The organism is Eikenella sp. HMSC061C02 (genome assembly GCF_001809035.1).
GTDB classification, from domain to species: Bacteria; Pseudomonadota; Gammaproteobacteria; order Burkholderiales; family Neisseriaceae; genus Eikenella; species Eikenella corrodens.
In genome coordinates this window covers 66,331-79,664 of record NZ_KV795536.1, presented here as the reverse complement: position 1 = coordinate 79,664, position 13,334 = coordinate 66,331, and the positions used below count along the sequence as shown (strand labels likewise).

Annotated in this window: 10 protein-coding genes; 5 read left to right on the top strand and 5 right to left on the bottom strand. The window is 58.6% G+C overall.

The window, feature by feature from the left end; all coding sequences use genetic code 11:
- Window positions 1-323 precede the first annotated feature (323 nt).
- The 3 genes from HMPREF2541_RS03105 (at window position 324) to HMPREF2541_RS03095 (ending at window position 5,298) form a co-directional block, all read left to right on the top strand.
- A complete protein-coding gene (locus tag HMPREF2541_RS03105; RefSeq protein WP_064103379.1) occupies window positions 324-2,561 on the top strand; it encodes a TonB-dependent siderophore receptor in 2,238 nt (745 codons plus the stop codon).
- A 292-nt stretch (window positions 2,562-2,853) separates the two neighbouring features.
- Window positions 2,854-4,647 (top strand): ABC transporter ATP-binding protein/permease, encoded by a 1,794-nt coding sequence (locus HMPREF2541_RS03100; protein WP_003822800.1) that lies wholly within the window; start codon window positions 2,854-2,856, stop codon window positions 4,645-4,647.
- 141 nt (window positions 4,648-4,788) lie between these two features.
- The gene (locus tag HMPREF2541_RS03095) at window positions 4,789-5,298 is read left to right on the top strand and encodes a hypothetical protein (RefSeq protein ID WP_064087845.1); all 510 of its coding nucleotides are present in this window, start codon (window positions 4,789-4,791) and stop codon (window positions 5,296-5,298) included.
- Window positions 5,299-5,370: 72 nt separating this feature from the next.
- Here HMPREF2541_RS03095 and HMPREF2541_RS03090 read toward each other — a convergent pair whose 3' ends face one another.
- From HMPREF2541_RS03090 to HMPREF2541_RS03075, 4 genes are all read right to left on the bottom strand, one after another.
- Window positions 5,371-6,798, bottom strand: coding sequence for a hypothetical protein (locus tag HMPREF2541_RS03090; protein ID WP_070541669.1), 1,428 nt, complete (start codon window positions 6,796-6,798; stop codon window positions 5,371-5,373).
- Between the two features lie 43 nt (window positions 6,799-6,841).
- The gene (locus tag HMPREF2541_RS12135; protein ID WP_153708427.1) at window positions 6,842-7,003 is read right to left on the bottom strand and encodes a hypothetical protein; all 162 of its coding nucleotides are present in this window, start codon (window positions 7,001-7,003) and stop codon (window positions 6,842-6,844) included.
- A gap of 341 nt (window positions 7,004-7,344) precedes the next feature.
- Window positions 7,345-8,226 (bottom strand): carboxylating nicotinate-nucleotide diphosphorylase, encoded by an 882-nt coding sequence (gene nadC / locus HMPREF2541_RS03080; protein ID WP_070541663.1) that lies wholly within the window; start codon window positions 8,224-8,226, stop codon window positions 7,345-7,347.
- Window positions 8,227-8,282: 56 nt separating this feature from the next.
- Complete coding sequence (locus HMPREF2541_RS03075) at window positions 8,283-9,221, bottom strand: NUDIX hydrolase (protein ID WP_003822809.1); 939 nt, start codon at window positions 9,219-9,221, stop codon at window positions 8,283-8,285.
- A gap of 308 nt (window positions 9,222-9,529) precedes the next feature.
- On the opposite strand from HMPREF2541_RS03075, the gene nadA reads away from it, so the two are divergent.
- Both nadA and nadB read left to right on the top strand, forming a co-directional pair.
- Entirely contained in the window at window positions 9,530-10,642 is a 1,113-nt protein-coding gene (nadA, locus tag HMPREF2541_RS03070) for a quinolinate synthase NadA (protein ID WP_003822811.1), read from the top strand.
- Between the two features lie 51 nt (window positions 10,643-10,693).
- Window positions 10,694-12,232 (top strand): L-aspartate oxidase, encoded by a 1,539-nt coding sequence (gene nadB / locus HMPREF2541_RS03065; protein WP_003822812.1) that lies wholly within the window; start codon window positions 10,694-10,696, stop codon window positions 12,230-12,232.
- Window positions 12,233-12,425: 193 nt separating this feature from the next.
- Here nadB and HMPREF2541_RS03060 read toward each other — a convergent pair whose 3' ends face one another.
- Window positions 12,426-13,094 (bottom strand): OB-fold-containig protein, encoded by a 669-nt coding sequence (locus tag HMPREF2541_RS03060; protein WP_003822814.1) that lies wholly within the window; start codon window positions 13,092-13,094, stop codon window positions 12,426-12,428.
- Between the last annotated feature and the right edge of the window lie 240 nt (window positions 13,095-13,334).

Sequence of the window (13,334 nt, the reverse complement as noted above, 5' to 3'; positions counted from 1 at the left end):
CTACCTGAAAACCATAAAATTCCATCAAACAACATTCCCGCTATTTTCCCCTAAAACGCTTTTCAGGTAGCCTGCGGGTCTGCAAACAGCAGGCATTTTCAATTGTCCGACATAGCGTTTGTACCTGATTTGCAACAGCACTTGTCTTTTACACGGGAAGTTATATTTAAAAAACAAAAATCTAAATTAGGCATCATTTGGCACAGATTGCCAAAATTAGAGCAGGCATTAAAATGCCAATCGTTCTCAATATAGTTTACTAACCGATATGGCAGTAGGCTCACCCCAACTGCCTATTTTTAATCTTTAAGGGAAACATCCTCATGAAACAACCGCGCACACACCTCAAAGCCCTCATCCTCGCCCTGGCCGCCATCGGCAGCCCAGGCCTGCTTTATGCCGAAGGCACGAATGAAGCCCAGCCTGCCCAAAGACAAGAACAGCAGGCCGACAGCGCCGAGCTCGAAGCCATCGAAGTTACCGCCCGCCGCCGCTATGCCAGCGGCTACCAACCCATTTCCGCCGATGTCATCGGCGGCGGCAACACCCCGCTGCTCGAAGTGCCCCGTAGCGTAAACATCGTTACCCCCGCCGTGCTGGAGGACCGACGCCCCGGCTCGCTGGACGAAGCCCTGCTCACCGTGAGCGGCATCCGCCAAGCCAACACCCTGGCCGGCACGCTCGAGGCCGTAGTGAAACGCGGCTTCGGCGACAACCGCGACAACTCCGTGCTGCGCAACGGCATGCAGATGACCCAAACCCACGTATTCAGCCCCACCGCCGAGCGCGTGGAAGTGCTCAAAGGCCCGGCCTCCACACTCTACGGCGTGCAAGACCCCGGCGGCGTGGTGAATGTGGTAACCAAACAGCCGCAGCTCAAACCGGCCCGCTCCGTGAGCACCAGCTTCGGCAGCCACAGCGCCCGCCAAGTGGGTGTGGACTTCACCGGCCCCATCGGCTCCAGCCAAAGCTGGGCCTACCGCTTCATCGCCGACTACCGCCAAAGCGACTACTGGCGCAATTTCGGCGAAATCAAGCAAACCACCATCGCCCCCTCGGTCAAATGGATTGGTGAGCACACCACCATCACCGCCGCCTACGAATACTTGGACTACACCGTGCCATTCGACCGCGGCACCTTCCTCGATTCCACCCCCGGCGCAAACTACGGCAAACCCCTCGCTATTCCCGCCGAACGCCGACTGGACGAGCCTTTCAGCGAGCAGAGCGGCAAAAACCATATGTTCCAGTTCACGCTCGACCAATATTTGAGCGAACAGTGGAAAATGCGCCTGAACTACGGCTTCACCTACCATACCTACGACGACTGGAAAGCCCGTATTGCCAACACCGCCGCCGGTATCAACACCACCACCGGCACGGTGCGCCGCCGCATCGACGGCACGCAGGATGCCCGCTTGCGTGTGCACAACCTGGCCTTAAGCTTCAAAGGCGACGTGCATACCGGCAGCGTACGGCACAAACTCGGCTTCGGCCTCGAAGCCATGCACAACGACCGCCTGCTGGGCAAAATCTACCAAAGCCCCGCCAACAACTACACCATCAATATGTACAACCCGGTGTATGGCCGCATTAGCCCGCAGCCCGGCGTGAACACCATCGACGGCCAAGGCAACAATACCCAGCAAACCGAAATCCTCAAAACCTTCGCCCTGTATGCCAATGACGATATTCATCTCGGCGAAAAATGGATTGTGTCTGCCGGCCTGCGCGCCGAGTATTTCGACCAATACGCCGGTCGCGCCAACCGCAATTTCGTATTCAAAGCCAATACCGACAACCACGGCTGGAACTTCTCGCCCTCGCTCGGCGTAACCTACCGCCTCACCCCGCAGTGGTCGCTCTATGGCAGCTACGCCACTTCGTTCCGCCCACAGGTTTCCGTGGCCAACGAAATCCCTGGTGATGCCCAGCCTGAAAAAGGTCGAGCCTTTGAAATCGGTGCTAAATTCGCCGGCGATCGTCTCTCTGCCGCAGTAGCCCTATTCCATATCGAGAAAGAAAATGTGCGCTACAGCGTAACCTCTGGCGGCCAAACCGAAACCCGCTTTGCCGGCCGCGCCCGCTCCATGGGCTTTGAAGCCGAAATGGGCGGCCAGATTACCGAACGTCTCGGTGTGAACGCCAACTATGCCTACACCGAAACCAAGGTGCTGGAAGCAGAAGCCGCTGCCCAAGGCCTGCCGCTGAACAATACCCCGCGCAACCAGTTCGGCCTATATCTGACTTATGATTTCGGCAACGCGCTGGGCGGCAACTGGCGCGCCGGCATCGGAGCCAAATACAACGGCGCATGGTATATCGGCAAAAATGCCGCCAGCGGCGACCGTCTGTGGAAAATCCCTGCAGCCACCGTAGCTGATGCCTTTGTCTCCTACGACACCAAAATCGGGGATAACAAGCTCAACGTGCGGCTCAACGGCAAAAACCTGACCAACCGCCTGTATTACACCTCCACCGTAGGCTCTTCGGCGCAATACCCGATGATCGCCATCGGCAATCCGCGCGAAATCAGCGTTTCTGCTAAGTTTGAGTTTTAAGCATTTGGCCACAGCATAACGCCCCATAGAGGCTACCTGAAAAATGCAATCCCGTTTTTCAGGTAGCCTTCCGCGCTGTTTGGCCTGCCTGTTTTAAACACCCTTTTTGCTGCCGTTTTATTTTTCAGGTAGCCTTTCAATCCCAAATGGCTAGGCAAACCAAATTGGCTTTCGATACAAGGCGGTGAGCCGCAGACAGTACAGAAGTACGGCAAGGCGAACCAACGCGGCAGCGAAAGTTAAATTGGTTTGCCATACCTGAAAAATAAAGTTATCCAACCAAGCACCACATATGAAACAAGAACAATGGAAAATCGAGCTCCTGGACAGCCCGCTGTGGCTGGTGCAGAGCTTTTTCGGCGTATTGCTGTTTTGCCTGATCGCCGCCTTCCTACTGCGCCGCACTACTTTCGGCCAACGTTTCGAGCGCATCCTGCGCCCCTGTTTAGCAAGCAGCAACCGTATCCGAGTGTGCCTGCTCTTGGCTGCGCTGCTCTTGATGGTGCTGCTCGAAGTGCGCATCAGCGTGCTCAATTCATTTTTCTACAAAGGCCTCTATGATTCCCTGCAAGACCGCGCCGCAGCCGCCTTCTGGTTTTTCGCCGGCATCAACAGCGCCTTAATGGTGTTCAAAATCATCCATGCCCTGGCCGACGAGCTGCTCGAACAAGTCTTTATGATCCGCTGGCTGGAAAAACTCAACGCCGCGCTCACCCAAAGCTGGCTCGCTCATAAAAACTACTACCGCCTGCACATGCGCCGCCACGCGCCCGACAACATCGACCAACGTATCCAGCAAGACGCGCAAGATTTCATCGCCTCCACCGCCGAGCTCGTGCGCGGCCTGATCAGCGCCATCGTTTCTACCATCGAATTCACCGTCATCCTCTGGAATCTCTCCGGCGTGCTCAGCGTATTGGGGCTGGAAATCCCGCGCGGCATGGTGATGTTTATCTACCTCTTCATCCTCTTTGCCACCGCCACTTCCGTGTGGATCGGCCTCCCCTTGGTGAAGCTCAACTTCCAAAACGAACACTTCAACGGCAACTACCGCTACGCCCTCGTGCGCGTGCGCGACCACGCCGAGAGCATCGCTTTCTACAACGGCGAAGCCGCCGAAGGGCGCAACCTGCGCCGCCACTTTGCCCACATCATCCGCAACCGCTGGCAGATTGTGTTCCGCAGCCTCGGCCTCAACGGCTTCAACACCGGCATCACCCAAATTTCCAACCTGCTGCCCCTCATGCTGCAAGCCCCGCGCTTTTTCGCCGGCCAAGTGAAAATCGGCGATATGCACCAAACCGTGCAAGCCTTCAACCGCCTGCAACGCGCCCTATCCTTCTTCCGCAACTCCTACAAAGACTTCACCGCTTATCAAGCCCGGCTCGAACGTCTCGACGGCTTCTTCCAAAGCATGCAAAACCACCTGCCCTACCGCCAGCCGCAGCACGAAGCCGAAAACTGCATCCTGCAGGCCGACAAGCTCACTCTGCACCGCAACAACGGCAACATCCTGCTCTCCGACGTTTCCTTCCGCGCCCAAAGCGGCGATTCCCTACTCATCCGCGGCCCCTCCGGCTGCGGCAAAACCTCATTGCTGCGCGCCCTGGCCGGCCTCTGGCCCTTCGGCAGCAGCGGCCACATCATCAGCCCCGCCCGTGAACACATCCTCTTCGTGCCCCAGCGCCCCTACACCCCGCAAGGCAGCCTGCGCCGCGCCATCTGCTACCCCAACATCCGCCCCGACGAACACCAGCTTACCGCCGCCCTCGAAGCCTGCCGCCTGGGCTACCTGAAAGAACTGCTCGACACCGAAGACGACTGGCAGCACAAACTTTCCCCCGGCGAGCTGCAGCGCATCGCCTTCGTGCGCATCCTCATCACCCGCCCCCGCCTCGTGCTGCTCGATGAGGCCACCGCCGCGCTCGATGAAGAAACCGAAGCCGCCCTCTACCGCCTGATCCGCCAAGAGCTGCCCGACAGCATCATCGTGAGCATCGGCCACCGCAGCACACTCAACGCCTTCCACAACCAAATCATCTGCGTGGGCGAAACCCTGATCGACTGCGGCACAAGCAAGATTTGAAATACCGGATTGTTAAAGAACAATTTGCCCTAAAGCAAACAATTTTCTTAAATTTGAAACGATTATGGCGGTTTAAAAATAGATACGCTATGATGGAGATGCAGCATTCCTTTTCACAAATTTACTTAAAAGGAGCACGCTATGCACCCCGTCAAACGTCTGTTTAACGGCCTAACCACCCTACTGCTGGCAGGATTATTCTGCATTCAAACCACCAGTGCGCAAAACCTGCCGGGCATCGTCGATATGCGTGATGCCGGTTTGCAAACCGGCAGCCCGGAAGAAGTGGCCGCTGCCGAAAGCAGCTTGCTGGGCAGGCATATGTTTTCCCTGCAATGGATAAGCTGGGAGCGTTTCGGCACCGCCACCATCCGCCGGGGCAGCAACGGCTTGGAAATCAATGCCTACCAATCCTTAAACGGCGATTTCGTGAAACTCGACGGCCTAATCGAAGTCATCGACCAGCGCCATTTCTACTTTACCGGCAACGTAAGCACCCGCGTATATCACATCAACAACGGCCAGCCCTGCGAACGCAGCGGCACTTTCCTGTTTCAAGCCAAAGACTCCCGCCAATATTGGCGCATGCAGCCGATACAAAACCCCTGCGACAACGCAGCCGACTACATCGATATTTTCTTCAAACGCTGATGTCGGTTTTCAGGTAGCCCGAGTAACCAATTGGGGCTACCTGAAAGCTTCGTCTTTTTCCCAACCAGCTCTTCAGCCGGCTCCTTCCCGATCTTCACCCACATACTCCAGCAGCGGCAGCCCGGTAGCTCGGCTGATTTGTTTGGCTGTTTTCTCTGCCGTTTGCCGGTTGTCGCGCATCAGCGAATCCGCCTCCAGCAGCCGCACGTTTTTGCCGCCCGCCTTGCCTGCCAACCAGATTTCGCTCAAACCTACGCTCACACCATTGCGCCGCACACGGCTGTAAATACCGCAAAACTCCGATAGCGCATAGCGTTTTTCAGGTAGCCACTTAAAACTGTGCAGGCGGTACACAATCAATTCGTCTCCCAGCACGCTGTAGCGTACCTTGCGCAAGGTATGCCAACGGTGCGCCAACCGCCCGGCGATGGACAGCAAAGCCACCAGCCAAAATAGTCGCCAGCTAACCCCACCACTGTCCCACACGATCAGCAGCGCCAACAACAAAAACGGAATGCGCGAGAACAAAGTGCCGACCGAATACACGGCAAATTCCGCCCCGTCCGCAAGCTTCGGCGCGGCACGTTCCGGCAGCTTCGGCTGCGGCTCATGTTCCACCTGCCTGGCCACTGCCAGTGCGGCTTTGATTTCAGAGGGCTGCCGCCGAGCCGTTTGTGTTTGCGGCGTTTTCCGGCCGCGCTGTGCACGAAACACCCCGCGCACTTCCGATACCGCCACTGCCAACAGCCCGAGCGCCAGCAGCCCCGCGCCGAAATACAGCGGCTTGGGCAGGCTGCCACTTTGCCAATCCGCCGCCAAACGCAGCAGCCAGACCGCCAGCCAAGTCCACAACCCGGCCGCCGCCAAATTCACCACCTGCCGCCACACAGGTAGCGTTTTCACCTGCAATGGCTGCAACTGTGCCGGATTGGCCGCCGTTTCCTCCGCCGCACGGATGACTGTGTTGATTACCGGCCGTTTGACCAAACCCGTTGCCTTAGCGATATGGTTCTGAATCCTGTCTAATTCGTTCAGCGAGCCCTTATGCGGCAGGAGATTTTCCTCCAGCACCAAATCGTTCCGCCCATCCGCCGATTCCAGCCACAAGCGCCCGTAGTAGCCGCGGTAATCATTCTGCACTTTCTCCGCCGCCACTGCCGCAAACATCGAGAGCGGGTATTCCCGCTGCACCTGCCAGCCCCAACGCCAGCGCCCGTGCAGCAGCACGCCGCGTTCCGTGTCCAGCCGCAGAAAGTCCCGCGCCGTGAACATGCGCCAATACAGGAAACCAACCAGCGCCGCCCCGCCGAAAAACAGCAGCACCATTGCCAAACGAAGCGCCGTGCCCACCCCGTCGCCGGAAATGTCCGACACCGTATCCAGCCCGATGATAAGCGGCAGCAATACCCCTGCGCAGACCACGCCGATTTCCAGCGTCAAATCCTTAGATGTAGCCGGATACAGCATCACGGTTTTGCGTTTGTCTTGATTCATCATCATGTGTCTTTCATTTTTCAGGTAGCCTCAAAACTGCCCGGCAAACTTATACCACCAAGGCCAGCAGGCAAAACACTGTCCAGGCCGCCCACACCAGCAGCGCCCACATGCGGATTTGCTCCGTATCCCAATCCCCCGCCTGCCAGCCGATGAGCCAGCCTGTCTTCCAGACTTCGATTTTTCCGCCACATCCCACGAGATAATCCACTTAAAAAACAGGCTGAACACAATATAAAGCGGAAAGATTGACAATTTCCCCATCCAATCCATATCAATTACCTCCATCAGGATGTCCGCATCCAGTCCCTCGTTTTCAGGCGGCAAGCGTAGCGTGGGCAGGACAGCTGCAGGGCAGGCATTGATGCCCGCGCGGGGTTTTAACTTCGTTGAAGCTGCGCTTTCAGGTAGCCTGAGAGGGGGGATGGGCTGCCTGATAAAGTGTCGGGTTTGCAACCCGGCCTTCCCGCCGGATTCATGCCTGCGCAGGAATAGCGGAGCGGGCATTTTTTTTGAATTGGTTATACCGTCCGCCGCCATCTCCGGCGGAACTCACGCCACGAAATCCAAACCTATGTCCAGCGAGCGGCTGCTGTGGGTGAGGTAGCCGAGGGCGATGCCGTCCACGCCGGTTTGCGCCACGCGCTTCAGGCGCTCGAAGCCGATGCCGCCCGATGCTTCGCAATAAACGGTGTGGGGGTGGGCGGTTTGCGCGTGGCAGCGGTTTGCGGCTTCTTTCAGGGTTTCGTCGTCCATGTTGTCCAGCAAAATCCGTTCCGCGCCCGCCGCGATGGCTTCGTCTAGTTGTGCCAGCGTGTCCACTTCGATTTCCACGCAGATCAGCGCCCCGGTGGCCCGCTTTGCCTGCCGCACGGCTTGGGCGATGCTGCCGCAATAGGCGAGGTGGTTGTCTTTGATGAGCACGGCGTCGTCCAAGCCCATACGGTGGTTTGTGCCGCCGCCCGCCCTGACGGCGTATTTTTGCAGGACGCGCAGCAGGGGGATGGTTTTGCGGCTGCACACGATGTCTGTGCCGTATTCGGCGACTTCGGCAACGGCAAGCGCGGTGGCGGTGGCGATGCCGCTCAGGTGGGTGAGGTAGTTGAGTGCGGTGCGTTCGGCGGCGAGCAGGGCGCGGGCATTGCCTTCGACGGCGGCCAGCGTCTGGCCTGCGCGGACGGCTTGCCCGTCTTGGATTTCGGCTTGGAAGCGGACGGACGGGTCCATTACCTGAAAGGCGAGGCGCGCCAAGTCCATGCCGGCGATGACGCCGTTTTCGCGGCTGACGAGGAAGAGTTTGGCGGTTTTATCGGGGGCGATAACGGCGGCGGACGTAATGTCGCCGCGCCTGCCCAAGTCTTCGCTCAGGGCTTGCTCCACCATGGGGCGCAGCAGGGTGTCGGGCAGGGGGAAGAGGGTGTTTTTTAGCGGCATGGGGTTTCCTTTGTTGAAAGAAGGGGGCGGCAGTTCCGAGTCCGTCTGAAAGCGGGCTAACGGCTGCCCAGCGGCAGGCCTATGTCCGAAATCAGCCTGTCGGGCAGGACGTCGTCGCGGAAGCGGTACAGCTGCGCGGGGCGGCCTTTGCCGCCCGATACGCTGGTATCCGACGGCTCGATGAGGTTTTGCTGCTGAATCTGGCGGCGGAAGTTTTGCTTGTGCAGCAATCTGCCGCTGATGGCTTCGACGCTGCTTTGCAGTTGCAACAGCGTGAATTCGGGTGGCATCAGTTCGAAAATCACCGGGCGGTATTTGATTTTGGCGCGCAGGCGGGACAGGGCGGTTGCCAGCACGCGGCGGTGGTCGTGGCGCATGGGCTGCCCCGTGGGCGCGAAGTCGAAGTTTGCCTGCGGCTCGGCGGCTTCCGCTATCAAGCCGCTTTCATACAGCATTTCATAGCGTTGCAAAACGTATTCTTCCGACCAGTTTTCCGGTACGACCCCCCAGCACAAATGAATGCGCTTGAGCCGCTTTTGGCGCAATTCCTCCGTGTCCGCCGAGTTGGCCCAAATGCGCAGGCGGCCGACAAGAGCATCGCGCTGCCCGCCGTCGGTGCGCAAATCTTCCCACGGGAAATAGCCGTAGCAGTCCTGCCATTTCGCATCCGGGTGCAGGATGCTGTCGGCGGCCTCGCGCACCAGCCCCAAATAGCTGACGTATAAGACCGGCAGGCCTTGCCCGTTTTGACGGCGCGTATCCACAAAGGTGTAAAGCTGTTCCACATAGCCCATGGGCTGCGAAGTCTGTTTGGCGACCCACAGTTTCACGCCCGCCTGCAGGGAGTTGCGCAGGGGGGAGAGCGGGCCGTTGGGCAGGAGTTCGCCCCGGGCGACGGTCAATACCCGCAGGCCGCCGTTTGTTACGGCAATCAATACGGGAACCAGTTCGACGATGCTCTGCGGCGGGGCTTCGGCTTCGGGGTAGGCGTCCATGCTTGGCTTTCGGCAGGGGGTGGAAGGCTTTATTGTATAGTGGATTAAAAAAAAAAGGAGGCAAGGCGGCGAGCCGCAAGGCGTACAGGTAGTACGTCAAGGTGAGCCAACGCCGTATCATTGCGATTTTAATCCACTATAAATCAAAGCGGTTCGTCAAAGCGGTGCGGACCGCAGGTTTGCGCTTCGTCCGGGCACGCTTTCAGACGGCCTTGCACATTATACTCAAAATGAGCATAATCCGGGAAAGTTTGAAAATACACGGCAAACCCTCATGCCGCCTGAAAACCCAGCCATAAGGAAACATCATGCAAACCGCCGCCCGCCGCTCGTTCGACTATGATATGCCCCTCATTCAGACGCCGACTTCAGCCTGCCAAATCCGTCAGGCGTGGGCGAAGGTTGCCGACACGCCCGACCGCGAAACGGCAGGCCGTCTGAAAGACGAAATCAAGGCCTTGCTGAAGGAGAAAAACGCGGTCTTGGTGGCGCATTATTATGTTGATCCGCTGATTCAGGATTTGGCTTTGGAAACGGGCGGGTGCGTGGGCGATTCGCTGGAGATGGCGCGCTTCGGCGCGGAACATGAAGCCGGCACGCTGGTGGTGGCGGGCGTGCGCTTCATGGGCGAGAGCGCGAAAATCCTCTGCCCTGAAAAAACGGTGCTGATGCCTGATTTGGAGGCGGAATGTTCTTTGGATTTGGGCTGCCCGGAAGAGGCGTTTTCAGCGTTTTGCGACCGATACCCCGACCGCACGGTGGTGGTGTACGCCAACACCTCCGCCGCCGTAAAGGCGCGTGCCGACTGGGTGGTTACGTCTTCGGTGGCGTTGGAAATCGTGTCGTATTTGAAATCGCGCGGCGAGAAACTGATTTGGGGACCCGACCGCCACCTCGGCGACTACATCCGCCGCGAAACGGGCGCGGATATGCTGCTGTGGCAGGGTTCGTGCATCGTCCACAACGAATTCAAAGGACAGGAGCTGGCGGCCTTGAAGACGAAGCACCCCGACGCGGTGGTGCTGGTTCATCCCGAATCGCCGCAAAGCGTCATCGAACTGGGCGATGTGGTCGGCTCGACCAGCAAACTGCTCAAAGCCGCCGTATCGCGCCCTGAAAAAAAATTCATCGTGGCGACCGATTTGGGCATCCTGCACGAAATGCAAAAGCAGGCACCCGACAAAGAATTTATCGCCGCCCCGACGGCGGGCAACGGCGGAAGCTGCAAAAGCTGCGCGTTCTGCCCGTGGATGGCGATGAATTCGCTGGGCGGCATCAAATACGCCCTGACAAGCGGACGCAACGAAATCCTGTTGGACAGAACGCTGGGCGAAGCCGCCAAACTGCCTTTGCAGCGTATGCTCGACTTCGCGGCAGGGCTGAAGAAAAAAGATGTGTTCAACGGCATGGGCCCCGCCTGATTTGCCGTCCGTATTGCCGTTTCAGACGATCTCTCAAACAAGGACAACACCATGCAAACGGATTGCGACGTATTGATTGCCGGAAACGGGCTGGCGGCACTGACGCTCGCCCTGTCGCTGCCTGAATCGTTCCGCATCGTCATTTTGTGCAAAAACCGGCTGGACGACACTGCCAGCCGTCATGCGCAAGGCGGGATTGCGGCGGCGTGGTCGGGAGAGGACGACATCGGAAAACACGTTGCCGATACCTTGGAAGCGGGCGCGGGTTTGTGCGACGAAGCCGCCGTCCGCACCATCCTGTCGCAGGGCAAACCGGCAATCGAATGGCTGCTGGCGCAGGGCGTGGCGTTCGACCAAAATCATAACGACCTGCACCTGACGCGCGAAGGCGGGCATACCTGCCGCCGAATCGCCCACGTTGCCGACTACACGGGCGAAGCCGTCATGCAGAGCCTGATTGCCCAAATACGCCGCCGCCCGAACATCCACGTTTGCGAGCGGCAGATGGCGTTGGACATTCAAACCGAATCAGGCGCGGCGTGCGGACTGACCGTCCTCGACTGCCGAACGCAAGAAACCTACCGCATCCGAGCCCGCCATACCGTACTCGCGGGCGGCGGCTTGGGACAGATTTACGCCACCACCACCACGCCGCCCGAATGCACGGGCGACGCCATCGCCATGGCAATACGCGCAGGTTGCGCAGTCGAAAACCTCGAATTTATCCAATTCCACCCCACAGGCTTGGCAAGGTCGTCTGAAAACGGCCGCACCTTCCTGATTTCCGAAGCCGTGCGCGGCGAAGGCGGCATCCTGACCAACCAATCGGGTGAACGGTTTATGCCGTATTACGACCGCCGCGCCGAACTTGCGCCGCGCGACATCGTTGCCCGCGCCATCGCCGCCGAAATCGCCAAACAAACGCAAGACTTCGTCTCGCTCGACATCAGCCGCCAACCCGCAGCGTTCGTTCGTCAGCATTTTCCGTCTATCCATCGGCACTGCCTGTCCCAATGCGGCTTGGACATCACGCGCCAAGCCATCCCCGTCCGCCCCGTCCAGCACTACACCTGCGGCGGCATCCGAACCGACCCCAGCGGTAGAACCTCCCTGCCGCAGCTCTACGCCTTGGGCGAAACCGCCTGCACCGGGCTGCACGGAGCCAACCGCCTCGCCAGCAACTCCCTGCTCGAATGCGTTGTTACCGCCAGGCTTGCCGCCCAAACCATCGCGGACGGACAAGCACTCCAAACCGTACCGTCCCAAAGGCCGTCTGAAAATCCCTCCGCCGAAGCAGGCATCTTTTCAGACGGCCTCCAAAGCGCATTCAGCCGCCCCGCCCTGCAAGCGTTCAACCAACGCCATTTGGGCATCCTCCGCAACGATACCGGCCTGCGCCGCGCCATCGCCCAACTACGGCTTTGGAAGCAAAACCAAGCCGAACCGCACACCGCGTCCGAATACGAAGACCGCAACCTGCTCGAATGCAGCCTCGCCATCGCCCAAGCAGCATACGCCAGGCGGCAGAACGTCGGCGCGCATTTCAACACCGATTTGACGGTGTGCCCCGATTGTCGGACGACAGGCTGACGGCGGAATGGTTTTGATACGGCATCCTCCTGCCCGACCGGATGCAAATTATCCAACCTGCCCGCCTTATCCAAATATAGTGGATCAAAATTGCAATGATACAGCGTTGGTCCGCCTTAACCTACTCCTGTACGCCTTGCGGCTCGCAGCCTTATCTCATTTTTATTTTAATCTACTATATTTTCAGGTAGCCTCAATCCACCAAGCTCCCGCTCGGGTTGGCAATCGCCTTAAACGTGTTCCCCTCCAGCGACACCAAAAGCACCGCCTCGCCCTGTTTCAGCACGCCTTCGCCGTCGGGTTCAGCCATCACATAATGCTGCTGGCCGTAGCCGTCTTTCACCCGCACCTGCGCCGGGCTGCCCGGCCGCGCCGCGCCCAGCACCACCGTGCCCACGCGCCCGATCAGGCTGTCTTGCGAAACGGCAGTGGTTTCGTCTTTGGGCATGATTTTGTAGAGCCCGCCCGCTGTGAGGCGCACCAGGGGCAGCGTGAGAAACAGCGCCGCAGCAGCCGCCAGCCAAGCGTTCAGGTAGCCGCCAAACAGCCCGGCACACACGGCTTGCAGCACATAGCCCGCAAGCCCGAACACGGCGAGGAACACCACCAGCAACATCATCAGCGGCACGCGCCCCACATACAGCCAATCCAAAAAGCGCACCAATGCGCCCGCCCCTTCGATGCCGCCGTGCAAATCGCCATCCAAATCCGCTTCCACCAGGCTGTCGGGCAACAGGTTATCGAGCCAGTCGGTGAAGCCGCCGGCCAAGAGCGAGAGCAACTCGAGCAGGCCGAGCATCAGCATCAGGGCGATGGCGATGCCGAAAATTTCTGTTTCTGGGGCATTGATCAAATTCCACATGGCGGGGTCTTTCACGGGTTGTCGGTTAATCGGATTTCGTTTTCAGGTAGCCTGAAAGGGAGAGGGGCTACCTGAAAATCGCATTACTTTCTTTAACAAGCTTCTTAGGAAACCGGGAATACATCATATTTGATTGATTACACATGGTTTGGGTTTTAGGTAATTTGCCGAATTTCAGGTAGCCTTCGCCGCTTGTATTTTATTCACCTTTGCGCCTCATGCCGGCGCGGGGCACTTCCT